The 22,504-nt window shown below is 72.7% G+C and carries 21 protein-coding genes; 3 read left to right on the top strand and 18 right to left on the bottom strand.

Features of this window, described 5'->3' with window-relative positions:
* Window positions 1-133: 133 nt before the first annotated feature.
* From ACWDAK_RS00810 to ACWDAK_RS00835, 6 genes are all read right to left on the bottom strand, one after another.
* Window positions 134-1,237 carry a protein kinase family protein gene (locus ACWDAK_RS00810; RefSeq protein ID WP_427392823.1) on the bottom strand — a complete coding sequence of 368 codons (1,104 nt, stop codon included), beginning with the start codon at window positions 1,235-1,237 and terminating at the stop codon, window positions 134-136.
* 93 nt (window positions 1,238-1,330) lie between these two features.
* Entirely contained in the window at window positions 1,331-3,256 is a 1,926-nt protein-coding gene (locus tag ACWDAK_RS00815) for a serine/threonine-protein kinase (protein ID WP_427392822.1), read from the bottom strand.
* A gap of 381 nt (window positions 3,257-3,637) precedes the next feature.
* Complete coding sequence (locus ACWDAK_RS00820) at window positions 3,638-4,765, bottom strand: GuaB3 family IMP dehydrogenase-related protein (protein WP_344634775.1); 1,128 nt, start codon at window positions 4,763-4,765, stop codon at window positions 3,638-3,640.
* A 377-nt stretch (window positions 4,766-5,142) separates the two neighbouring features.
* Complete coding sequence (gene guaB, locus ACWDAK_RS00825) at window positions 5,143-6,645, bottom strand: IMP dehydrogenase (protein ID WP_344634776.1); 1,503 nt, start codon at window positions 6,643-6,645, stop codon at window positions 5,143-5,145.
* A gap of 286 nt (window positions 6,646-6,931) precedes the next feature.
* Window positions 6,932-7,618: an RNA polymerase sigma factor ShbA gene (gene shbA, locus ACWDAK_RS00830; protein ID WP_344634777.1), complete on the bottom strand. Its 687-nt coding sequence runs from the start codon at window positions 7,616-7,618 to the stop codon at window positions 6,932-6,934.
* A 304-nt stretch (window positions 7,619-7,922) separates the two neighbouring features.
* Complete coding sequence (locus ACWDAK_RS00835) at window positions 7,923-8,534, bottom strand: response regulator transcription factor (protein ID WP_014136228.1); 612 nt, start codon at window positions 8,532-8,534, stop codon at window positions 7,923-7,925.
* A gap of 536 nt (window positions 8,535-9,070) precedes the next feature.
* Between ACWDAK_RS00835 and ACWDAK_RS00840 the strand changes: the two genes are divergently transcribed.
* Entirely contained in the window at window positions 9,071-9,403 is a 333-nt protein-coding gene (locus ACWDAK_RS00840) for a WhiB family transcriptional regulator (RefSeq protein ID WP_344634778.1), read from the top strand.
* An 85-nt stretch (window positions 9,404-9,488) separates the two neighbouring features.
* On the opposite strand, the gene ACWDAK_RS00845 is transcribed toward ACWDAK_RS00840, so the two are convergent.
* The 3 genes from ACWDAK_RS00845 to groES form a co-directional block, all read right to left on the bottom strand.
* Entirely contained in the window at window positions 9,489-10,511 is a 1,023-nt protein-coding gene (locus ACWDAK_RS00845) for a LysR substrate-binding domain-containing protein (protein WP_344634779.1), read from the bottom strand.
* A gap of 265 nt (window positions 10,512-10,776) precedes the next feature.
* A complete protein-coding gene (groL, locus tag ACWDAK_RS00850; RefSeq protein ID WP_344634780.1) occupies window positions 10,777-12,405 on the bottom strand; it encodes a chaperonin GroEL in 1,629 nt (542 codons plus the stop codon).
* Between the two features lie 98 nt (window positions 12,406-12,503).
* The gene (gene groES / locus ACWDAK_RS00855) at window positions 12,504-12,812 is read right to left on the bottom strand and encodes a co-chaperone GroES (RefSeq protein WP_344634781.1); all 309 of its coding nucleotides are present in this window, start codon (window positions 12,810-12,812) and stop codon (window positions 12,504-12,506) included.
* 363 nt (window positions 12,813-13,175) lie between these two features.
* Here groES and ACWDAK_RS00860 point away from each other — a divergent pair, with 363 nt between their 5' ends.
* The gene (locus ACWDAK_RS00860; RefSeq protein WP_427392821.1) at window positions 13,176-14,366 is read left to right on the top strand and encodes a class I SAM-dependent methyltransferase; all 1,191 of its coding nucleotides are present in this window, start codon (window positions 13,176-13,178) and stop codon (window positions 14,364-14,366) included.
* Between the two features lie 3 nt (window positions 14,367-14,369).
* Here ACWDAK_RS00860 and ACWDAK_RS00865 read toward each other — a convergent pair whose 3' ends face one another.
* Genes ACWDAK_RS00865 through tsaB form a run of 5 tightly spaced genes read right to left on the bottom strand, consistent with a single transcriptional unit; the run spans window position 14,370 to window position 17,882 of the window.
* Entirely contained in the window at window positions 14,370-15,245 is an 876-nt protein-coding gene (locus ACWDAK_RS00865) for a polysaccharide deacetylase family protein (protein ID WP_344634783.1), read from the bottom strand.
* A gap of 50 nt (window positions 15,246-15,295) precedes the next feature.
* Entirely contained in the window at window positions 15,296-15,556 is a 261-nt protein-coding gene (locus ACWDAK_RS00870; protein ID WP_344634784.1) for a hypothetical protein, read from the bottom strand.
* On the bottom strand, window positions 15,553-16,647 hold the full coding sequence (gene tsaD, locus ACWDAK_RS00875) for a tRNA (adenosine(37)-N6)-threonylcarbamoyltransferase complex transferase subunit TsaD (RefSeq protein WP_427392820.1): 1,095 nt from the start codon (window positions 16,645-16,647) through the stop codon (window positions 15,553-15,555). The genes ACWDAK_RS00870 and tsaD overlap by 4 nt, the downstream gene beginning before the upstream one ends.
* Window positions 16,648-16,674: 27 nt before the next feature.
* Window positions 16,675-17,172 (bottom strand): ribosomal protein S18-alanine N-acetyltransferase, encoded by a 498-nt coding sequence (gene rimI, locus ACWDAK_RS00880; RefSeq protein ID WP_344635087.1) that lies wholly within the window; start codon window positions 17,170-17,172, stop codon window positions 16,675-16,677.
* 56 nt (window positions 17,173-17,228) lie between these two features.
* On the bottom strand, window positions 17,229-17,882 hold the full coding sequence (gene tsaB / locus ACWDAK_RS00885; protein WP_344634786.1) for a tRNA (adenosine(37)-N6)-threonylcarbamoyltransferase complex dimerization subunit type 1 TsaB: 654 nt from the start codon (window positions 17,880-17,882) through the stop codon (window positions 17,229-17,231).
* Between the two features lie 132 nt (window positions 17,883-18,014).
* On the opposite strand from tsaB, the gene ACWDAK_RS00890 reads away from it, so the two are divergent.
* Window positions 18,015-18,611, top strand: coding sequence for a hypothetical protein (locus ACWDAK_RS00890; RefSeq protein ID WP_344634787.1), 597 nt, complete (start codon window positions 18,015-18,017; stop codon window positions 18,609-18,611).
* Between the two features lie 116 nt (window positions 18,612-18,727).
* Here the strand turns inward: ACWDAK_RS00890 and ACWDAK_RS00895 are convergent, their stop codons facing one another.
* From ACWDAK_RS00895 to alr, 4 genes are all read right to left on the bottom strand, one after another.
* On the bottom strand, window positions 18,728-18,913 hold the full coding sequence (locus ACWDAK_RS00895; RefSeq protein WP_344634788.1) for a hypothetical protein: 186 nt from the start codon (window positions 18,911-18,913) through the stop codon (window positions 18,728-18,730).
* 231 nt (window positions 18,914-19,144) lie between these two features.
* Entirely contained in the window at window positions 19,145-19,648 is a 504-nt protein-coding gene (gene tsaE, locus ACWDAK_RS00900; RefSeq protein ID WP_344635088.1) for a tRNA (adenosine(37)-N6)-threonylcarbamoyltransferase complex ATPase subunit type 1 TsaE, read from the bottom strand.
* A gap of 130 nt (window positions 19,649-19,778) precedes the next feature.
* The gene (locus tag ACWDAK_RS00905; RefSeq protein WP_344634789.1) at window positions 19,779-21,155 is read right to left on the bottom strand and encodes an alpha/beta fold hydrolase; all 1,377 of its coding nucleotides are present in this window, start codon (window positions 21,153-21,155) and stop codon (window positions 19,779-19,781) included.
* On the bottom strand, window positions 21,152-22,345 hold the full coding sequence (gene alr, locus ACWDAK_RS00910; RefSeq protein WP_344634790.1) for an alanine racemase: 1,194 nt from the start codon (window positions 22,343-22,345) through the stop codon (window positions 21,152-21,154). The genes ACWDAK_RS00905 and alr overlap by 4 nt, the downstream gene beginning before the upstream one ends.
* Window positions 22,346-22,504 lie beyond the last annotated feature (159 nt).

Genomic DNA, 22,504 nt, shown 5'->3' on the forward strand with positions numbered 1-22,504 from the left:
ACAACTTCCATGCACAGGTTAGGCGCCCGACTCCACGCCCGGAATTCCGACCCGGCCGGCTGACCCGGGTGTGACCTAGACCTCACCTCGTCTCGGACCGTCCAGTCGGGCGGTACGCATGCCCACGAGCCGCTCAGCCCGCCAGCGAAACCACCAGCACCAGTGCCACCACCAGCAACACCAGCACCCCGGCCACCAGTAGCGGCCCCAGCAGCGCGGGCGGCAGGGCCGACGGCCGGTGTGCCACCACCCGCTCCGGTCTGCTCCGCCGGATGGCCGGACCGTTCGGGTGGCGCACCAGCGGCCCGCGCGGACGGCGCACCGGCAACTCCTGCACACCCTGCGGCCGCGGCCCGTACGGCTCCGGAGCCGCGCCGATCAGCGTGGCCAGCTCCCGCCGGACCTCGGCGATCCCGGGCCGGGCGGCCGCCTCGGACCGCAGCAGCCGCTCGACCAGCGGCGCCAGCGGCCCGCAGCCGTCCATCGGCCCCGGGTGCCCGGCCCGGATCGCGGCCAGCAGGGTGGGCAGGTCGTCCTCCGGGTACGGGGCACGGCCGGTCAGCAGCCGGTACAGCAGGACGCCCAGCGCCCAGCAGTCCGCGGCGGGACCGGTCTCCAGCGCCCAGCGCTCGGCCCTGGGGCCCAGCAGTAGGGATCTGGCGTCGAGGATCCGTCTGGCCTGCAGCGGGGTCGGCGCGGCGTCACCAGGGCCTCCCAGGGCCGCGCACAGCTCCTCCTCGGCCGCCCCGAGCAGCAGGCCGCCGAGCAGCGCGGCACCGTCCTCGCAGACCACCACGCTCTCCGGCGCAACGTTTCCGTGTGCCAGCCCGGCCCGGTGCAGCTCATGCAGCCCGGCCGCCAGGTCGGCGGCGATCTCCGCGGCCCGGTACGGCGGGAGCGGCCCCGCACCGGCGAGAGCGGCCAGCGAGCAACCCGGCGGACGCTCCTCGGCCACCCAGAGCAGGTCCTCCTCCGCCACGGCCTCGACGGGCCGCAGCAGCCTCGGGTGCTCCGGCGCGCACTCGGCCGCGGCCGCCGCCCGCCGGGCGATCCACTCGCCGTGCGCGGGGTCCGGACCGGCTGCTGCCCGCCCGGGCACCAGCAGCCCGGGCAGGTCGAGCGCGTACAGCAGCACCTGGTCACCGGTCTGCTGGTCCTGCGCGAGCATGCCGCGGCCGTCCGGATGGTCCGTCAACCGGTACCGTCCGGCCACCACTTGGCCTGGAGCCGCTCGCATGGGCCTTCCTCGCTGGACTGGGAATCAGGTCGGGCCGCTCGTCTCCCGTCGCCGTCAAGGACGGCCGGCCGCCGCCACCGGTTGCAGAACGCCTCAGGACGCGGGCTGGAACGTGTCGAAACCGACCTGCCTGGCCTGCGCGTTGGCGCTCGAGTTCCAGTCGGCGTCCGGGGTGATCCAGTAGAGCGCGTAGCCGTACTTGCCGGTGACGAGACCCCGGTTGAGCGAGTGCAGCACGGGGTTGCTGCTGCTGGTCCACTCCCAGTCCGCGGCGTTGGTCCACTGCCGGTAGGTGATCTGCTCGACCCGGATGCGGTGGTAGTTGCTCATGGTGCTGGTCTTGTCGCCGTCCTGCCAGTCCGCGAGCGCGCTCTTGCCGGGCGGGGTCTTCCAGTCCACCACCAGCTTCACGCCGTTGCCGGTGAACTTGCGGCTGGTGTCGTGGTAGTCGGGCCCCTGGTCCTTCAGCCAGTCCGGCAGGACGATCGAGAAGCCCGAGCCGTCCTGGTACCGGTAGAACCCCTCCGGCACCTGGGAGCCGCCGGTGGACGGGCCGGGCGAGGACGACGCGGGTGCGCTGCCGGGCGAGTCCGAGGCACTGGCGGAGGCAGTGGCGGAGGCAGTGGCGGAGCCGCTGGGGCTGGCGGCGGGTGCCGGGGCGGCGGCCCCGGTGGCGGTCGGCACGGCGGACGCGGACGCGCGCTGGATACCGGCGTTCCCGGAGCTCGCGCTCGCGCTGCCGTGGCCCTTCTCCCGCAGCACCACGAACAGCACCGCGACCACCACCAGGATGACCACCAGCGCGGCCCCCGCGAGCACCGCCGGGCGGCGGAGCAGCCCGGGCACCCCGGCCGTCGGCCTCGTCCCCGAGGGCACCATCGTGGTCTCGAATCCGCTGACCGGCGCGGGCGCGGGCGCGGGTATGGGCGCCGCCGCGGGCTGCTCCGCCGCCCGGCTGCCGACCCGGACCGTCCCCAGCAGCCCGCTCACGCCGCGCCTGGGGGCCTCGGCCTCCTCCGGCTGCTCCGCCTTGGCGGCCTGCTCGGACTTCGAGGCGGCCTGCTCCGCCCTGGCCGCGGCCTGCTCCGCCTTCGCGGCGGCCTTGGCCGACTTCCTCGGCGCGGCCGCCGGCACGTCGGCGGCGGGGGCGGGCACGGCCTGTTGGGTGGTGGACTCCGCCTCGGCGGTCGCGTCGGCGACGATCCGCTTGAGCATCGAGCGGGTGGTGGAGGCGTCCAGCCGCTTGGCCGGATCCTTCTCCAGCAGGCCCTCGATGACGGGCTGCAGCGGCCCGGCCTTCTCCGACTTCGGCAGGGACTCGGTCATCACCGCGGTGAGGGTGGCCAGTGCCGCCCCCCGGTCGTACGGCGGCTTGCCCTCGATCATCGCGTACAGCGTGCCGCCGAGCGACCAGAGGTCGGCGGGCGGTCCGGGCTTCTGCCCGCGCGCCCGCTCGGGCGAGATGTACGAGGGCGCACCCACCAGCATGCCGGTGGAGGTGATCGAGGCGTCGCCCTCGACGCTGGCTATGCCGAAGTCGGTGAGCACGACCCGGCCGTCCTCGCCGATCAGGACGTTCGACGGCTTGACGTCACGGTGCAGGATGCCCTGGCTGTGCGCCGCACCGAGCACGCCCAGCACCTCGAGCGCGATCTCGGCTGCGCGGGCCGGGCTCAGCGTGCCGTCCTCCTTGATGACCTCGGCCAGCGAGCGCGACTCGACCAGTTCCATCACGATCCACGGCCGCTCGTCCTCCTCGACCACGTCGAAGACGGTGACGGCGGCGGTGTGCCTGATCCGCGCGGTCGCCTTGGCCTCGCGCAGCGTACGGACGATCAGACGGTGCTTCTCCTCCTCGTCCGTACCGCCCTGCATGCGCAGTTCCTTGACGGCGACGATCCGGCCGAGCAGTTCGTCCTCGGCCCGCCACACGGTGCCCATCCCGCCCCGGCCGAGCACCTCGTTCAGCCGGTAGCGGCCGGCGAGGAGACGCCCGGTGGAACCCTGCGGCTGGGTCATTGGTGCCTCTTCCCCCTTGTGCGGCGGCGTTCGGGATGACGGCGCGTCGGCAGGAGCCGCGAGCAGACCGGCCGGGGCCGTGGACTGCGCCCGGCGGTGGGGCTCCGAACGCCAAGCCTCCATCATCCCCTGTCCCCGGCGCGCCCCACCACCCGCCCCGGGTCTGATCGTCGGGTTCCGGCCGGTAGGACGATGCTACGTGCCCGACCGGCCATCAGAAATGGCCGCGGACCCGCCCATTGCTTTCGCCGCCGGCCGCAGCCGTTCACCGAATCTCCCGGCGAGTACACCGAGATCACCACACCGGAACGCGGCAGGGCCCCCGCCGAAGCGGGGGCCCTGCCGCGTTCCTACGGTCCGTCAGCGCCGCGGCGCCGGCGCCTACCGGTGGTTGAGCGCCGGGTTGACGGTGACCTCGACCCGCTGGAACTCCTTGAGCTCCGAGTAGCCGGTGGTGGCCATCGCACGGCGCAGCGCGCCGAAGAGGTTCATGGTGCCGTCGGAGGTGTGCGACGGGCCGGTGAGGATCTCCTGGGTGGTGCCGACCGTGCCCAGGTCCACCCGCTTGCCGCGCGGCAGCTCGGCGTGGACGGCCTCCATGCCCCAGTGGAATCCCTTGCCCGGGGCGTCGGTGGCGCGGGCCAGCGCGGCACCGATCATCACCGCGTCCGCGCCGCAGGCGACGGCCTTGGCGATGTCGCCGCTGTAGCCGACGCCGCCGTCCGCGATGACGTGCACGTAGCGGCCGCCGGACTCGTCCATGTAGTCGCGGCGGGCGGCGGCCACGTCGGCCACGGCGGTCGCCATCGGGACCTGGATGCCCAGGACGCCCCGGGTGGTGTGCGCGGCACCGCCGCCGAAGCCGACCAGCACACCGGCCGCGCCGGTCCGCATCAGGTGCAGCGCGGCGGTGTAGGTGGCGCAGCCGCCGACGATCACCGGGACGTCCAGCTCGTAGATGAACTGCTTCAGGTTCAGCGGCTCGGCGGCACCCGAGACGTGCTCGGCGGAGACCGTGGTGCCGCGGATCACGAAGACGTCCACACCGGCGTCCACGACGGCCTTGGAGAACTCGGCGGTGCGCTGCGGCGAGAGCGCGGCGGCGGTGACCACACCGGACTCGCGCACCTCCTTGATCCGCTTGCCGATCAGGTCGGCCTGGATCGGGGCCGCGTAGACCTCCTGCAGGCGCCGGGTCGCGGCGGCCTCGTCCTCGATAGCGGCGATCTCGTCCAGCAGCGGCTGCGGGTCCTCGTACCGGGTCCACAGGCCCTCGAGGTTCAGCACCCCGAGGCCGCCGAGCTGGCCGATCGCGATGGCCTGCGCGGGCGAGACCACGCTGTCCATCGGGGCCGCCAGGAACGGCAGCTCGAAGCGGTAGGCGTCGATCTGCCAGGCGATCGAGACCTCCTTCGGGTCCCGGGTGCGACGGCTGGGGACGACGGCGATGTCGTCGAAGGAGTACGCCCGGCGGCCGCGCTTGCCTCGCCCGATCTCGATCTCAGTCACTTCGAGCCCTTCTGCTGCTTGCTTAACTCGCGCCGGGTCACCCCGACCGCACCCCAGTATCCCGCACCGGCGCCCCTGAGCGCTCGGCGCCGGCCCGCGGACGGGGGCCGCCGGTCAGGGGTGCGAGGCTCCGCTTGATCAACTGTGCGCGGCGGAAGGCCGGGCCTGCGGGGACCCGCAGGCGGGAGGCGCACCGCCGCTCCGGGGCACTCGGGGTGCGACCGGCCGACCACGGCCTTCCGCCTTCTCACGCACGGCCGGGCAGGGGCCCGTCTCCCGACCCGACTTCCCGACCGCCCGCACCCAAGCCGAAGGCCCGCCACCGTTCCCGATGGACGGCAGCGGGCCTCGGCGTCAGCTCAGCGCTCGGCGACCGCTCAGCGGCTGGTGTAGTTCGGCGCCTCGACGGTCATCTGGATGTCGTGCGGGTGGCTCTCCTTGAGGCCCGCCGAGGTGATCCGGACGAAGCGTCCCTTGGTCTGCATCTCCTGGATGGTGGCCGCACCCACGTAGCCCATGGTCTGGCGCAGACCGCCGACCAGCTGGAACAGCACCGCGGCGAGCGGACCGCGGTAGGGCACCTGGCCCTCGATGCCCTCGGCGATCAGCTTCTCGTCGGAGCTGACCTCGGCCTGGAAGTAGCGGTCCTTGGAGAAGGACTTCGCCTGGCCGCGGGTCTGCATCGCGCCCAGCGAGCCCATGCCTCGGTACGACTTGAACTGCTTGCCGTTGATGAACATCAGCTCACCCGGCGACTCCTCGCAGCCGGCCAGCAGGGAGCCGAGCATCACGGTGTCGGCACCGGCGCAGAGCGCCTTGCCGATGTCACCGGAGTACTGCAGGCCACCGTCGCCGATGATCGGCACGCCGGCGTCATGGCAGGCCAGCGCGGCCTCGTAGATCGCGGTCACCTGCGGCACGCCGACGCCGGCCACCACCCGGGTGGTGCAGATCGAGCCCGGGCCCACACCGACCTTCACACCGTCCACGCCGGCGTCGATCAGCGCCTGGGCGCCGTCCCGGGTGGCGACGTTGCCGCCGATGACGTCCACGTTCACGGCCGCCTTGATCTTGGCGATCCAGGCCAGCGCGTTGTGGCTGTGGCCGTGCGAGGTGTCCACGACCAGGAAGTCGACACCGGCGCCGACCAGGGCCTGGGCGCGGTCGAACGCCTCTGCGGAGGCGCCGACGGCGGCACCGACCAGCAGCCGGCCCTCGGCGTCCTTGGCGGCGTTGGGGTACTGCTCGGCCTTGACGAAGTCCTTGACGGTGATCAGGCCCTTGATCCGGCCCTCGTCGTCGACCAGCGGCAGCTTCTCGATCTTGTGGCGGCGGAGCAGGCCGATGGCCTCCTCGCCGGAGATGCCGACCTTGCCGGTGATCAGCGGCATCGGGGTCATGATCTCGCGGACCTGCCGGCTGCGGTCCGTCTCGAAGGCCATGTCGCGGTTGGTGACGATGCCGAGCAGCTTGCCCTCGGGGTCGGCGACCGGCACACCGCTGATCCGGAACTTGGCGCAGAGCGCGTCCGCCTCGGCCAGGGTGGCCTCCGGGCCGACCGTGATCGGGTCGGCGACCATGCCGGACTCGGAACGCTTCACCAGGTCGACCTGGTTGACCTGGTCCTCGATGGACAGGTTGCGGTGCAGCACACCGACGCCACCCTGGCGGGCCATCGCGATGGCCATCCGGGACTCGGTGACCTTGTCCATGGCCGCCGAGAGCAGCGGGATGTTCAGCCTGACGTTGCGGGAGACCCGCGAGGAGGTGTCGACCTGGTTCGGCAGCACCTCGGAGGCCCCGGGCAGCAGCAGGACGTCGTCGTACGTGAGCCCGAGCATGGCGAACTTCTCGGGTACGCCTGCGGCGTTGTAAGACATGTGAGGGGGACCTTCCGTGGCGGGGCCGTCGATCTGAATCACGTCCGGTGAGGGGTTCCGGGCGCGTCGCTCTCAGCAGGGCGGAGGAGCGGCCGGGACAACCGGCCCCATCCACCCGCGCGCGCACCAGCGCAGGGCCCAGGCCACCAGAACGCTTCGGCGTTTGGAGGATCCTCCGGGAGGACCCCGCGCACACCCACGAAACTTTGGGCAACCCGACCAGGCGCCGATACCCCATGGTACTGGTGTCCGGGGTAATGGAACGCGCTCCTTGACAACACCCGAACTACGAGGACTCTTCCGCCAGCGCCCGCAGCCGGCTCAACGCCCGGTGCTGAGCGACCCGGACGGCCCCCGGGGACATCCCGAGCACCTCGCCGGTCTCCTCCGCCGACAACCCGGCGGCCACCCGCAGCAGCACGAGTTCGCGCTGCCTGGCGGGCAGGTTGGAGAGCAGTTCCTTGGCCCAGGCGGCGTCGCTGCTGAGCAGCGCCCGTTCCTCCGGGCCGAGCGCCTCGTCCGGCAGCTCGGGCAGGTCGTCGGGCGGGATCACGGTGGAGCCGGGGCCGCGCATCGCGGCCCGCTGCAGGTCCGCGATCTTGTGCGCGGCGATCCCGTACACGAACGCCTCGAAGGGACGGCCCTCGTCCTTGTAGCGCGGCAGCGCGCAGAGCACCGCGACGCAGACCTCCTGGGCCACGTCGTCCACGTGGTGCCGGGCACCGCCGGGCAGCCGGACCAGCCGGCCCCGGCAGTAACGCAGGGCGAGCGGATGGACGTAGGCGAGCAGCGCGTCGATCGCGGGACCCTCGCCGCGCACGGCGGCCGCGACCAGCCCGGCGAGCTGTGCCGAGCCGCCGGCACCGAGCACCGGGGGACGCACCTCGTCCTCCTCCGGGTACGACCGATCCGCCTGATCCGCGATGGGAGCACCGGGCGGGTGCTCGTCGGACCGAGCCTCGTCGTCGTACATCGGTCCATGGTGCCTGGTCGAACCGGAAAACGCGGCACCGCGTCCGGAGTTGTGCATCGGAACGTTATGCACCGCACCACCGTGCGTCGCCGCCGTGCGCACCGCGCCGCCTCCCGCCCCGCCCTCCGAAGCCACTGCCGGCCCGGAGATGCCTTGTTCCGTTCCGATCGCCGAGCCTCCTGCGGCCGCACTCTTCGCCGCAGTTTCTGTCCGCCGGTCCCCGAGGTGCTCCACAACTCCATGGTGCAGCCTCGGGACCACAACGTCATACGTCTGAGCGATCGAAACGGCCGGGCGGCCTCTCTCAGCGGACCAGACCCCAGCGGAAACCGAGGGCCACCGCGTGCGCGCGGTCCGACGCGCCCAGTTTCTTGAACAGGCGCCTGGCATGGGTTTTGACGGTGTCCTCGGACAGGAACAGCTCCCGGCCGATCTCCGCGTTGCTGCGCCCGTGGCTCATGCCTTCGAGCACCTGGATCTCACGCGCCGTCAGCGTGGGCGCCGCACCCATGTCGGGACTGCGCAGCCGGCGCGGGGCGAGCCGCCAGGTCGGGTCGGCCAGCGCCTGGGTGACGGTGGCCCGCAGTTCGGCGCGCGAGGCGTCCTTGTGCAGATAGCCCCGGGCGCCGGCAGCCACCGCGAGGGCGACCCCGTCCAGGTCCTCGGCGACGGTGAGCATGATGATGCGGGCGCCCGGGTCCGCCGACAGCAGCCGCCGGACGGTCTCCACACCGCCCAGGCCCGGCATCCGGACGTCCATCAGAACGAGATCGGAGCGATCGGCCACCCAGCGGCGGAGTACCTCCTCACCGTTGGTCGCAGTGGTCACCCGGTCGACGCCGGGCACCGTCGCCACCGCGCGGCGAAGCGCCTCCCGGGCGAGGGGGGAATCGTCGCAGACGAGTACGGATGTCATGACCGTCCTCCGCAGCTGATCCGCGTCACGTTGAGCCTCCTGGCTGGTTCGAACTCTCTCCGACACGGCCGATCGGCGACGGACTTCGTCTGGATCGTGGATGTCCCGCGACCGTTCCCGACGCCCGGCGCCCGCTAACCGCCTCCGCACAACCAACGACCGTCACTCGAATGAGTTACGGCCTTCGGAGCCTTCTCCACCACTGTACGTGGCCAACCCATTACGGATCGGCCACCTCGCGGTGCACACGCCGCACTTTTGTGCTGCTCGCGCGCGGTCCGTGCGCCATGCGCGCACCGTGCGGCCCGCCCACGCCCCCAGGTGCCACCCGGTTGCCACAGCGGCACCGCCAAACACCATGCCCGAATTTGTCCGTTTTTATAGCTTCCGTACGGTCATTGACTGTTGCGTAACTCTGTGGGTGACTTGTCCCAGTAGCTGCCGTAAGTCATATTTCCAGGTGTCCATACCGGTCCTGTCGCGACCTCGCCGAGCCGACGAGTCTCCCGGCGTCGAACCCTCGAAGGGAATGAGCCATGGCAGATTTCTCCCGCCTCCCCGGCCCCAACGCAGACCTCTGGGACTGGCAGCTCTCCGCCGCCTGCCGCGGCGTGGACAGTTCGCTCTTCTTCCACCCGGAGGGTGAGCGCGGGGCCGCGCGAAGCTCGCGCGAGGCCAGCGCCAAGGAGGTCTGCATGCGGTGCCCGGTGAGGGCAGAGTGCGCGGCACACGCACTGGCCGTGCGCGAGCCCTACGGCGTCTGGGGCGGCCTGACCGAAGACGAGCGCGAGGAGCTGATGGGCCGCTCCCGCAACCGGTTGACCGAGGTCCAGGTGCCGCTCAGCATGCCCACGGCGGCAGGTCACTGACATTCCGATACCTCGTGAAGAAACGTTTCTTCACGAGGCTTCCGTGTGCCACGGGCCCGCCCTACTCACCCGTACGGAGTAATGGTCAGCCGGCGAGCCCGGCACCCGAGAGCTGGTCCAGGGAGGCCGAGAGCTGGTCCAGCATCAGCGCGACGGCCGGCACCTCGGCGAGGTCCGGCAGGGTCAGCGCCACCACCTGACGGGCCGCCGCCTCGCCGCCCGCCGCCCGTACCGGCACCGCCGCGACGCCCGCCTGCCGCACCGAGCGCAGCGCGAGGCCCGGCAGTACCGCCACCCCGAGACCGGCCGCGACCAGGCCGACCACCGCCGGGTAGTCGTCGGTGGCGAAGTCGATCCGGGGCTCAAAACCTGCGGCGGCGCAGAGCTCCACCAGATGCCCCCGGCACTGCGGGCAGCCCGCGATCCACTGCTCGGCCGCCAGTTCGACCAGGTCCACCGGGTTGTCCTCGTCCCGTCCGGCCAGTGGGTGCCCCGCCGGAAGCAGCCCGACCAGCGGATCGTCCAGCAGTTGCCGGACCACCAGGTCGGACCAGTCGTTGGCGGCCAGCGCGGCGGCCGCCTCCAGGGTCGCCTCGGCGCGGGCCTCGCGCGGCGTGGCGTGCGCACCGGCCGGGAAGATCCCGCCCTGGGACTCCGGGTAGCGGAAGGCCAGCGCGATCTCGCACTCGCCGCCGCGAAGCATCGCCAGCGACTCCGGCGGCTCGGCCTCGACCAGGGACACCCGCACCCCCGGGTGCGCGCCCCGCAGCCGGGCCACCGCCGGCGGGACCAGGGCGGAGGAGGCCGTCGGGAAGGAGACCAGCCGCACCCGGCCGGCCCGCAGGCCGGCGATCGCCGCCACTTCCTCCTCGGCCGCGCAGAGGCCGGCCAGGATGCCGGCGGCGTGCTTGAGCAGCACCTGACCCGCCTCGCTCAGCTGCATGCCCCGGCCCGAGCGGACCACCAGCGGGGTGGCGACGGACTTCTCCAGCGCCTTCATCTGCTGGCTCACGGCGGGCTGGGTGCAGCCGAGCTCACGGGCGGCTGCGGAGAAGGAGCCGGTCTTGGCGACAGCGCGCAGGACACGCAGATGGCGGGCCTCGATCATGCCTCAGTTATAAGGCAGACTTTGGCTATTTCAAAATTTTGCTGATATCCAGCGGGTTTCGGCGCGCTCAGGCCCTCAGCGTGCGGGCATGCGCGGCGCACCCCGGCCGGCGTAGTGCACCGGCATCCGCGGTACGACGGGCCCGGCCGGCGAAGCGCCGCTCGCGCAGGCCGGAAGGCCGCCCCCCAACAGCCGGGAAAACGCCGGAGGCCCGGCTCGCACCCCACAGGGTACGGGCCGGACCTCCGGTCACCGGCAGCGAGTGTCAGTGGGCGTGGCCGTGGCCGCCGTGCGAGTGACCGGCGGCCTCCTCCTCGACCTTCTTCTCCACCACGAGGGTCTCGGTGGTGAGCAGCAGGGAAGCGATGGAGGCGGCGTTCTCCAGGGCGGAGCGGGTGACCTTGACCGGGTCGATGACGCCGGCCTTGACCAGGTCGCCGTACTCACCGGTGGCGGCGTTGTAGCCCTGGCCGGCCTCCAGCTCGGAGACCTTGGAGGTGATGACGTAGCCCTCCAGGCCGGCGTTCTGGGCGATCCAGCGCAGCGGCTCGACCAGCGCGCGGCGGACGACGGCGACACCGGTCGCCTCGTCGCCGGTCAGGCCCAGGCCGTCCTCGAGCACCTTGGCGGCGTGGACCAGGGAGGCGCCACCACCGGCGACGATGCCTTCCTCGACCGCGGCGCGGGTCGCCGAGATGGCGTCCTCCAGACGGTGCTTGCGCTCCTTGAGCTCCACCTCGGTGGCGGCACCGACCTTGATGACGCAGACGCCGCCGGCCAGCTTGGCCAGGCGCTCCTGCAGCTTCTCGCGGTCCCAGTCCGAGTCGGTGACGGCGATCTCGGCCTTGATCTGGGCGACCCGGCCCGCGACGGCCTCGGCGTCGCCGGCACCGTCGACGACGGTGGTCTCGTCCTTGGTGATGGTCACGCGGCGGGCGGTGCCCAGCACGTCCAGACCGGCCTGCTCGAGCTTGAGGCCGACCTCCTCGGAGATGACGGTGGCGCCGGTCAGGACGGCCAGGTCGCCGAGGATGGCCTTGCGGCGGTCACCGAAGCCCGGGGCCTTGACGGCCACGGCGTTGAAGGTGCCACGGATCTTGTTCACCACGAGGGTGGAGAGCGCCTCGCCGTCCACGTCCTCGGCGATGATCAGCAGCGGCTTGGAGGCGCCGCTCTGCAGGATCTTCTCGAGCAGCGGGAGCAGCTCCTGGATGGAGGAGATCTTGCTCTGGTTGATCAGGATGTACGGGTCCTCCAGGACCGCCTCCTGACGCTCGGCGTCGGTGACGAAGTACGGCGAGAGGTAACCCTTGTCGAACTGCATGCCCTCGGTGAAGTCCAGCTCCACGCCGAAGGTGTTCGACTCCTCGACGGTGATGACACCGTCCTTGCCGACCTTGTCGATCGCCTCGGCGATCAGCTCGCCGACCTGGGTGTCCTGCGCGGAGAGCGAGGCGACGGCGGCGACGTCGTCCTTGCCCTCGATCTCGCGGGCGACGGAGAGCAGGTGCTCGGAAACGGCGGCGACGGCCTTGTCGATGCCCTTCTTCAGGGCGGCCGGGCCGGCACCGGCGGCGACGTTGCGCAGACCCTCGTTGACCAGGGCCTGGGCCAGCACGGTGGCAGTGGTGGTGCCGTCACCGGCGACGTCGTTGGTCTTGGTGGCGACCTCCTTGACCAGCTGGGCGCCGAGGTTCTCGTACGGGTCGTCCAGCTCGACCTCGCGGGCGATGGTCACACCGTCGTTGGTGATGGTCGGAGCGCCGAACTTCTTGTCGATGACGACGTTGCGGCCCTTGGGGCCGATGGTCACCTTGACGGTGTCGGCCAGCTTGTTGACACCGCGCTCCAGCGAGCGGCGGGCGTCCTCGTCGAACTGCAGGATCTTCGCCATGGTTCCGTTCCCTCGGGGTTTCTGCGTACGTGAGCCAACAACCGCGCCCCGGGCTCCTGTGTCTGGTCCGACACGGATCCGGGGCGGGTCGCTACGACTTACTTCTCGACGATCGCGAGGACGTCGCGGGCCGACAGGACGAGGTACTCCTCGTTGTTGTACTTGACCTCGGTGCCGCCGTACTTCGAGTACAGGACGACGTCACCGACCTTCACGTCGAGCGGGAGACGCTGGCCGTCCTCGAAGCGGCCCGGGCCGACGGCCAGGACGACGCCCTCCTGGGGCTTCTCCTTGGCAGTGTCCGGGATAACCAGGCCGGAGGCCGTGGTGGTCTCGGCCTCGAGCGGCTGGACCACGATGCGGTCCTCGAGCGGCTTGATGGCAACCTTGCTGCTGACGGTGGTCACGTCCGAGCTCCCCTTCGGAGATTACGGGGTAGTCCTACAGGTTGGTGGCGATGCCTGCGGGCCTGCCGTCGCGGGGGTCAGACACGCTCGATCGCGTTAGCACTCTCCCGGTGGAGAGTGCCAGGAACGACCATAGGGGGCCGTTAGCACTCAGTCAACCAGAGTGCCAACGGCGTGGCTCGGTGTTCCGCGGAACCCGCTCGAAGCGGCCAATCAACCGCACTCGTGCTCGAATCACCGGCCGCCGGAGCACCGTGAGCGCGCCGGCGCCAGACGCGATCCGCCCCGCCGGGGAGCGGCGCAGCCCCACCCCGGGTCGGCGGGACGACCGGCCGGTCCGTGCCGAACGGGGAGAATGGCCCCGTGGAGATCGAATCGTTCCGGGCCCTGCTGACCGACGAGGGCCAGACGCTGCTGGCCGAGCTGCGTGACTTCAAGGCCGGCGAGGAACTCGCGGTGGCCACCCGGCTGCGCCGCGGGCACCCGGCCGAGCTGGTGTCGGCCGCGCTCGCCCAGGCGCAGCTGCGGCAGCGGGCCAGGGCGAAGTTCGGCGATCTGGCGGACCGGCTGTACTTCACACCCAACGGGGTCGAGCAGGCGACCCGCCGCAGCGTGGCCGAGTGGCGCGCGCGGCGCTTCGCCGAGCTGGGGGTGCGCCGGCTGGCCGACCTGTGCTGCGGGATCGGCGGCGACGCCATCGCACTGGCCCGGCTGGGGATCTCCGTACTGGCGGTCGACCGCGACCCGCTGACCTGCGCGGTCGCCGGGGCGAACGCCGCCGCACTGGGCCTGGCCGAGCTGATCGAGGTGCGCTGCGCGGACGTCACCGAGGTGGACGTGACCGGGTACGACGCGCTCTTCACCGATCCGGCGCGGCGCACCTCGCGCGGCCGGGTGTTCGACCCCGAGGCGTACTCACCGCCGCTCTCCTGGGCGATCGGGGCCGCCCGCCGTACGCGGTTCGGAGCGCTCAAGGTCGCGCCGGGCATCCCGCACGAGCTGGTCCCCGAGGACGCCGAGGCCGAGTGGGTCTCCGACCACGGCGAGGTGAAGGAGGCCGCGCTCTGGTTCGGCACCCGGGCCGCCCAGCCGCACCGCGCGACCCTGCTGCCCGGCCCCCACACCCTGACCGGCGGCCGCCTGCCCGACCCCGAGGCGGGTCCGGTGGGCCGCTACCTGTACGAGCCGGACGGCGCGGTGATCCGGGCCCACCTGGTCGCCGAGGTGGCCGGGCAGGTGGACGGGCGGCTGATCGACCCGATGATCGCGTACGTGACCTCGGACCGGCTGGCTCCGACCCCCTACGCGCACGCCTACGAGATCAGCGACGTGTTGCCGTTCAACGTGAAGAAGCTCAAGGCACTGCTGCGCGAGCGTGGGGTCGGCACCGTGGTGATCAAGAAGCGCGGCATCGGCATCACCCCGGAGGAGTTGCGCCGCCAGCTCAAGCCCAGTGGCCCGAACGAGCTGACGGTGATCCTCAGCCGCACCGACCACGGTCCGCTGATGATGCTGGCCAGGCCGGTGACGGCGGCCCAGCCGGTGGGTGCCTGAAACTCAGCCGGCGGGCGCCTGGATGTAGTCCTCCAGCCGGGCGACGGCGAAGCCCTGCTCCTGGATCCGACTGAGCAGCTCGCCGAACATCTCGGTCATGGTCTCGCCGTGCAGCTCGGAGGGGCCGCGGAAGTGCGCCAGGATGATGTCGCCGGGCTTCAGCTTCTTGTCGCCGGTCTGGTACTGCATGTCGTGGACCTGCATCGACTCCTGCCAGAGCACCACCGCGCGCGGGCCGCACTCCTGGACCGCTGTGTTCAGCGCCGCGGTGTGCGCGCCGTCCCCGAACGGCGGGCGGAAGAGCAGCGGTGCTTTGCCGTACTGCTCGGTGAGCGTCGCCTGGTCCTCGCAGACCTCGGACTTCTGCTTGGCCGGCGAGATCTTGCTCATCTGCGGGTGGTCCACGGTGTGGTTCTGGATGTGGTTGCCGAGGGCCTGCAGCGGCTTGAAGTAGCCGTAGTCGCTCTTGATGATGTCCTTGGTCAGGAACATCGTGACCGGGACCTTGAGGTCGGTCAGCATCTCGACGAACTTGGGGTCCTTCTCGGCGCCGTCGTCGATGGTGACGAAGACGATCTTGTCCTTGGTCGGGACCTCGCTGAAGACCGGGACCTGACCCTTGGCGGTCAGCTTGATCGGCTTGTCGGCCGGGGCGGCGGGCGCCTCGGGCAGCGGCTTGAGCTTCCACTTCGCCCAGGCCGCGGCATCCGCCTGCGGCGCCGCCGAGGAGGCCGCGGCCTGCGGGGAGGCGGAGGCCTGCGCCGAGGGGGCCGCCGGGGCCTGGGACGCGGCGCTCGTGCCGCCCCCGCTGCTGCTGCAGGCGGTCAGCGTCGATATGAGCACCGCCGTCCCGGCCGCGTACATCCTGTAGTTCTTCACCGCGCCGCGCTTCCCGTCGTCGTTCTTCGAACACTTGACGGGACGCCACGCTATTCCACGTGGTTGCTGGTGAAACTCCAGCGGTGGGCCGGACGGGCCAACAGCTCGGCCGGCGGGTCGGGAACCGGGACGGGTTCGGCCGTCCACCAGGTGATCAGCAGCACCCGGTCCCCGGCGGCGGTGAACACCTCGGTACGGGCGAGCCCGGCGCTGCCGCGCAGCGCGGGCAGGGCGGCCTCGTGCACCCAGCGGTGCAGTTCGCCGCCCCGGCCCTCGGCCGCACGGGCCTCCCACATCTGCGCGAGGGTCATCCCTTCAGCGCCTCGTGCGCGGCGGAGTGCAGGTCGCCGTGCCCGACCGCCGCCGGTACGGAGACCTCGGTGACCGGCAGCGAGGAGTCCGCCGACAGGTCGAAGGCGGACGGCGTCCGGTTCCGCCAGACCATCTCGGCGCCGAGCGCGGCGACCATCGCGCCGTTGTCGGTGCACAGGCCCGGGCGCGGCACCCGCAGCACGATGCCCGCCTTGTCGCAGCGCTGCTGGGCCATCTCGCGCAGCCGGGAGTTGGCCGCCACGCCGCCGCCGATCATCAGGTGGTCGACGCCGTTGGCCTTGCACGCCTTGACCGCCTTGCGGGTGAGCACATCCGTGACGGCCTCCTGGAAGGACGCGGCGACGTCGGCGACCGGCACCTCCTCCCCCGCCCGGCGCTTGGCCTCCACCCAGCGGGCCACGGCGGTCTTCAGGCCGGAGAAGGAGAAGTCGTACTCCGGGTCCTTGGCGCCGCTGAGGCCGCGCGGGAAGGCGATCGCCTTCGGGTCACCCTCGCGGGCCCTGCGGTCCACCACCGGGCCGCCGGGGAAGCCCAGGCCCAGCACCCGTGCGACCTTGTCGAAGGCCTCGCCCGCCGCGTCGTCGATGGTCGCGCCGAGCGGGCGGACATCGGTGGTGATGTCCTCGCTGAGCAGCAGCGAGGAGTGCCCGCCGGAGACCAGCAGCGCCATCGTGGGCTGCGGCAGCCGCCCGTGCTCCAGCTGGTCCACGCAGATGTGCGAGGCGAGGTGGTTGACCCCGTACAGCGGCTTGTCCAGCGCCCAGGCGTACGCCTTCGCGGCGCTCACCCCGACCAGCAGCGCGCCGGCCAGGCCGGGACCCGCGGTGACGGCGATGCCGTCCAGGTCGGGCGCCTTGATCCCGGCGGTGTCCAGGGCGCGCTGGATGGTCGGGATCATCGCCTCCAGGTGCGCGCGGCTGGCGATCTCGGGCACCACACCGCCGAACCGGGCGTGGTCGTTGACGCTGGAGGCGACCGCGTCGGCCAGCAGGGTGGTGCCCCGGACGATGCCGACGCCGGTCTCGTCGCAGGAGGTCTCGATACCGAGGACGAGCGGTTCGTCAGCCATGATCGGGTTCCTTCACGTCGTACTGCTTCACGTCGTACTGGGCTTCATGTCGTACCGGGGGACGTCCCGCTGCGGGGCGTCCTCCCTCGGGTGGTCGAGCCGCATGACCAGCGCGTCCACGTTGGCGGGCTGGTAGTAGCCGCGCCGGACGCCGACCGGTTCGAAACCGAAGCGCTCGTAGAGGTGCTGGGCGCGCAGGTTGTCCACCCGCACCTCCAGGAGCAGCTCGGCGCAGCCGCGCCGGGCGGCCTCGGCGACCAGGTCGGTCAGCAGAGCGGCGCCGAGGCCCGCGCCCTGGTGACCCGGCTCGACCGCGATGGTCTGGACGTCGCCCTCGCCGGCCACCGTCATCAGCCCCGCGTAGCCGACCACCGCGCCGTCCGGGGTGGTGGCGACGGTGTAGTGGCGGCTGCCGCCGGGGCGGGCCTCGGCCAGCTCGGACCAGAACATGCCGTGCGACCAGGCGTCGTCGGGGAAGAGCCGGAGTTCGAGCTCCATCACCGGCCCGATGTCCCACCAGCGCATCGGCCTCAGGGCCACCGCTCCGCGATGTCCCGCCGCGAGCTCGGTGCGCTCGCTCGTCACGCGGGGAGCACCGCCTTGTAGCCCGCGGGCACCTGGGCGTCCGGGCGACGCAGGTAGAGCGGGGCGTTCGGCAGCAGCTCGCGTCCGGCGGCCAGCTCGGTGACGGCGAAGTCGGCGAGCGCACCGGCCGAAACGTGCTCGGGTCCGTGCGCGCCGGGGAATGCCTCGGGGTAGAGCAGCGCACCGGCGCCGACCGAACGGGCCTCGGGGGTCAGCTCGGCCGGGCGGTCAACGGCCGGGCCCCGGGTCCGGGCGCCGGAGGTGTCGTAGGAGGCCCAGTAGACCTCCTTGCGCCGCGCGTCCGTGGCGACCGTGAACGGCCCGGTCAGCCCCTCGGTACGGGCCTGGTGGGCGACGGCGTCCAGGGTGCAGACGCCGTACACGGGCAGACCGAGCGCGTGGCCCAGCGCGGCGGCGGTGACCAGGCCGACCCGCAGGCCGGTGTACGGGCCCGGGCCGACGCCCACCGCGATGGCGGTCAGCTGGTGCTTGTCGACGCCTGCGGCGCCCAGCACCTCGTCCACGGCGGGAAGCAGCAGCTCACCGTGCCGTCTGGCATCGACCTGGAAGGTCTCGGCGAGGACGGCCGTGCCGTCGTGGACGGCGGCGGTGACGGCGGGGGTTGCGGTGTCGAACGCGAGCAGCAGCACGAGTCAAGGTTAGAGGGTCGCCAGGGTCGACATTTCGTACTGGTTCGGAACACACGTCCGGATCAAGCCTGCCCCGCCCGGCGGACCTGGCACGATGGGCCAGGACAGCACAAGGCGGCGATCGGAGCGCACGTGGCGAGCACGCGTCCTGGAGTGGTGGTCACCGGCCTGACCGTCGGTGCCCTGGCGGTGGTCGGACTGCTGGCCTTCCAGGCGGACGGCGCCCAGAGCCGGGCGCTCGCGGCGAAGCCCTCGACGAGCGCCGGCACCCCCACCGCCACCACGGCCGCCCCCTCCCCCGGCGAGAGCCAGGCCCCGCCCCTGCTGCCCGTCGCCTCCGGAACCGGCCGGCGGGTGGTCTACTCGCTCGGCAGCCGCGCGGTCTGGCTGGTGGACCCGAAGAAGACCCCGCCGGTACAGGCCGCCTTCAACGTCACCCCGGGCAGCGCCGCCCCGACCATCGGCAACTACATCGTCTACAGCCGCACGGTAGCCACCACCGGCACCGACGGGCGCCGCGTCGAGCACGTCGTCCGGTTCGCCCAGCAGAACGGGACGGTCTTCGGCTTCAGCGCCCTCGTCGACACCCCGAGCGCCTCCCCGGTCCCGACGCCCTCCGAGGCCGACCCGGCCAGGCCCAGGACCGGCGGCATCCGCTCCACCCGGGCCGACGGGCAGACCCTGTGGGACTTCGCCCCGAGCGGCACCCGGGTCGTCGTCGTCCCGTAACCCCCGGGTTAGCGGGACCTGGACTTCCGGGCCGCGGTCGTCTTCCGGGCAACGGCAGCAGCGGGCCGGGAGTGACACCACCCCCGGCATGGCGAAGCAGGTGAAGAAGCCGCAGCTCAGGCGGCCCGCGGTGGCGCGGCGGGCGGCCGGGCGCCGGGCTCCGGCGGGGTCGACACGGCGGCGGCGGCCGCGCAGGCGGCGAGCAGGGCACGCATCGGAACCGCCCGCTCTCCCTCGGCGGGTCGGGGCGCCTCGTCCCGCGGGCGCGGGGCGGGCTTGGCGGCGGGGGTGGTGCTCTGCATGGCGCCTCCCTAGTTAGGCAGACCTAACCGCGAGACCATCCCACCATGCCGGGCCACCCGGCCGCAACAGTTTGCCGACACCTTGTCGGAAAGCTCCCCCGGACGTGCGACGGGCTTCACTCGTTCCGGTGGTTGACCCGGGCGGATTACGCCGAACGGCCCAGGCCGATTCGACGCGGACCGCCCGGCCGCCGCCGGAGCAGCGGCCGGCAGGTCGGACCGCGAGCGCCCTCAGGCCACCAGCGCCGAGAGGTCGACCTCGGCCCAGCGCGCGCCGATGCCGGTGAGCGTCACCTGGCGCGGGTCCGTGTCGTCCTCGGCCGCGGCCGCGCCGCCGATCGCCCGCTCGATCCGGACTTCGAGCCGGTCCTCCGTCAGCTGCTCGACCTTGCCCTCGCCCCACTCGACCACGACCACCGACGCGGGCAGCGAGACGTCCAGGTCGAGGTCCTCCATCTCCTCCAGACCACCGCCCAGCCGGTAGGCGTCCACGTGCACCAGCGCGGGGCCACCGGTCAGCGAGGGGTGCACCCGGGCGATCACGAAGGTCGGCGAGGTGACCGCCCCCCGCACCCCCAGGCCCTCGCCGAGCCCTCGGGTCAGGGTGGTCTTCCCGGCACCCAACTCGCCGGAGAGCAGCACCAGGTCACCCGCCCTGAGCAGGGCGGCGAGGTCCCGGCCGAGCCGGTTCATCCGCTCGGGCGAGGCAACGGTGATGGCGGTCTGCGGGCCCATCAAGGTCACGGTTTCCTTCCGGGGAGTGGGTCATGCGTCAAGCCGGCCGCGTTCGGCCGGCCGGGTAGGGGCCGGCCGGACGGGATCGAGCCGGGTAGGGGCCGGCCGGCTCCGTCGGCTCCGGCCGCGGTCAGGCTTCGGGGCTGCCGTCCGGCGCGGCGAGGTCGTGGACGGACTGCGGCAGTGCCGCCGCGCCGACGTGCTCGACGGCCTGCCCGAGCAGCGCGGCGAGCCGCCGGCAGACCAGCTCGGGCCGTTCCAGCATCACCAGGTGACCGGCGTCCTGGACCAGCACCAACTCCGCCTCGGGCAGCTCGCGGGCGATCGCCTCGCTGTGCTCGGGCGGCGTGAGCAGGTCCTTGGTGCCGGCCAGCACCAGGGTCGGGATGCCGCGCAGGGTGGCCAGCGCGGCAATCTTCTCGTGGGCGCTGAAGGCCGGGTAGAACTCGGCGACCACGTCGATCGGGGTGGCGTCCAGCAGCTGCTCGGAGAACCGGACCACGGCCGGGTCCACATCCTTGGTCCCGAAGGAGAACCTGCGGTACACCACGCTGGTCAGGTCCGCGCCGAGGCGGCGGGTGGCCTCCACCAGTTCGACCTGTCGGCCGAGCAGGCGCACCACTCCGGGGGCCAGGCGGCGCAGCAGCTTGGCCCCGGCCGCGGGCAGACCGAGCGTGACGGAGTCCCAGTCGCCGGCCAGGGTACCGATCAGGGCGACCGCGGCCACCCGCTCGCGGAACAGTTCGGGGTGCTGGTCGGCGAGGGCCATCACGGTCATGCCGCCCATCGAGTGGCCGACCAGGACGATCGGGCCCTCCGGGGCGACCGCGTCGATGACGGCCTTGAGGTCGCCGCCCAGCTGGTCGATCGAGGCGTTCTCCCCGGCCAGGTAGGACCGGGAGCGCTCGGAGCGGCCGTGGCTGCGCTGGTCCCAGAAGACCAGCCGCATGCCCTCGCGCAGCGCGGCGCGCTGGAAGTGCCAGCTGTCCTGGGCGAGGCAGTAGCCGTGGCAGAAGACCACGGTCAGCGGCGGCCGCGGCTCATGGGTGGCCCCGAAGCTGCGGCGGCCCGCCGCCCCGGCCAGCGTGCCCGACCCCGCCAGCACGCCGGGCAGGCCCGTCCGGTCGACCTGGCCGTCGCCGCGCCTGCGGGTGAACCAGCCGCGCCCGGTCCGGCCGTCCTCGGGGTGCACCTGGACGGGGGCCGGCCAGCCGGTGCCGTCCAGCTCCACGTACAGCTCGGTGCCGTCCGGGGCGGGCACCGTGCGCGGGCGGCCGCGCAGCGAACCGTACGGCGCGGCGGCGTCCAGCTCCTGGCGCGCCCGGCGGCGCATGGTGCGGCCGACCGTCAGCCGCTCTATCGCCACTCCGGCGGCGGCACCGGCGGCGACCACACCGACCGAGATGCCGATCAGCCCGGCCCGGCTCACCCCGGCCGAGGCCGACTCGGCAGCCTTCGCGACCTTCGCCACGGCGGCCACCGGGCTGCTGCCGGTCGGCTCGCTCACGGCCGCTGCCCCCACGAGGCGCCCAGGTAGCGGCGGGGTACCCGGGAACCGATCCGGGTGACGATCTCGTACGCGATGGTGCCGGCGGCCAGCGCCCAGTCCTCGGCGGTCGGCTCGCCGCGCTCGCCGTTCCCGAACAGCAGCACCTCCTCGCCGGCCTCGGGCGTGTCACCGCCCAGGTCGACGACGAACTGGTCCATCGCGACCCGGCCGGCGACGGTCCGCCACTTGCCGCCCACCAGCACCGGTCCGGCGCTGCTCGCGTGGCGCGGGATCCCGTCCGCGTACCCGACCGGGACCAGGCCCAGGGTGGTCTCACCGGGGGTCGTGTAGTGGTGCCCGTAACTGACCCCGTGGCCGCCGGGCACCGACTTCACCAGCGCCAGCCGGGTGGTCAGCGCCATCACCGGACGCAGCCCGAAATCGGCGGGCGAGCCGACCTCGGGGACCGGCGAGACGCCGTACATGGCCAGGCCCGTACGGACCAGGTCGTAGTGCGACTGCGGGAGCAGCAGGGTCGCCGGGGAGTTGGCGATGTGCCGTACCTCCGGGCGCAGCCCGCCGCCCTCCGCCTGTGCCAGGGCGGCGGCGAAGCTGTCCAGCTGTGCCTGGACGGACGGGTGGCCCGGCTCGTCCGCCGCCGCGAAGTGCGACCAGATGCCGACCACCTTCAGCAGGCCCTCGGTCTCGGCGCGCCGCGCCCGGGCGACCAGCTCCGGCCAGTCGTGCGGCTGGCAGCCGTTGCGGCCCAGGCCGGTGTCGGCCTTCAGGTGCACCCTGGCGCTGATGCCGGTCGCCCGGACCGCCGCCAGCAGCTCGTCCATCGCCCACTGGCCGCTCACCGAGACGTCCAGCTCGGCGCGGAGCGCCTGCTCCCAGGGGCCGCCCGGCGTCCACAGCCAGCACAGCACCCGGGCCTGGTCCGGGCCGATCCCGGCCGCGCGCAGCGCCAGCGCCTCCTCGGGTGTGGCGGTGCCCAGCCAGGTCACTCCTGCGGCGACCGCCTCGCGGGCGCACTGAACCGCGCCGTGGCCGTAGGCATCCGCCTTGACCACCGCCATCAGCGCAGGCCCACCGGTGCGCTCCCGCAGCGAGGCCAGGTTCCCGCGCAGGGCGGCCAGATCGATGGTCGCCTCGGCCCGGAACCCGTCGGTGAGAAGGGCCGGACCGGTCGTGTTCGCAGTTGTCATCGCGCAACAGTCTCCCAGACCCGCTCGGCGCCCCCGGCCATCCCCTGGATCGACGCGGCGGCAGGAACCACTCAAGACGCCTCGGGGACGCTTGGAGGTTCCCTCCCAGGGACCGTACGGGCGTCCTTCGGGGCAGCGCCCCCGGACGGCGCACCTTAC

The sequence above is a fragment of the Kitasatospora sp. NPDC001175 genome (assembly GCF_053598215.1).

Coding starts and splice junctions, on each gene's coding strand:
- rimI (WP_344635087.1), bottom strand. CDS start 17,172: ATGCGCTGGTGGGACATCGGGCCGGTGATGGAGCTCGAACTCCGGCTC.
- ACWDAK_RS00840 (WP_344634778.1), top strand. CDS start 9,071: ATGGCAGATTTCTCCCGCCTCCCCGGCCCCAACGCAGACCTCTGGGAC.
- tsaE (WP_344635088.1), bottom strand. CDS start 19,648: ATGGGCCCGCAGACCGCCATCACCGTTGCCTCGCCCGAGCGGATGAAC.
- alr (WP_344634790.1), bottom strand. CDS start 22,345: ATGACAACTGCGAACACGACCGGTCCGGCCCTTCTCACCGACGGGTTC.
- guaB (WP_344634776.1), bottom strand. CDS start 6,645: ATGTCTTACAACGCCGCAGGCGTACCCGAGAAGTTCGCCATGCTCGGG.
- ACWDAK_RS00845 (WP_344634779.1), bottom strand. CDS start 10,511: ATGATCGAGGCCCGCCATCTGCGTGTCCTGCGCGCTGTCGCCAAGACC.
- ACWDAK_RS00870 (WP_344634784.1), bottom strand. CDS start 15,556: ATGACCCTCGCGCAGATGTGGGAGGCCCGTGCGGCCGAGGGCCGGGGC.
- ACWDAK_RS00835 (WP_014136228.1), bottom strand. CDS start 8,534: ATGACATCCGTACTCGTCTGCGACGATTCCCCCCTCGCCCGGGAGGCG.
- groL (WP_344634780.1), bottom strand. CDS start 12,405: ATGGCGAAGATCCTGCAGTTCGACGAGGACGCCCGCCGCTCGCTGGAG.
- ACWDAK_RS00810 (WP_427392823.1), bottom strand. CDS start 1,237: ATGCGAGCGGCTCCAGGCCAAGTGGTGGCCGGACGGTACCGGTTGACG.
- ACWDAK_RS00895 (WP_344634788.1), bottom strand. CDS start 18,913: ATGCAGAGCACCACCCCCGCCGCCAAGCCCGCCCCGCGCCCGCGGGAC.
- tsaD (WP_427392820.1), bottom strand. CDS start 16,647: ATGGCTGACGAACCGCTCGTCCTCGGTATCGAGACCTCCTGCGACGAG.
- shbA (WP_344634777.1), bottom strand. CDS start 7,618: ATGTACGACGACGAGGCTCGGTCCGACGAGCACCCGCCCGGTGCTCCC.
- ACWDAK_RS00815 (WP_427392822.1), bottom strand. CDS start 3,256: ATGACCCAGCCGCAGGGTTCCACCGGGCGTCTCCTCGCCGGCCGCTAC.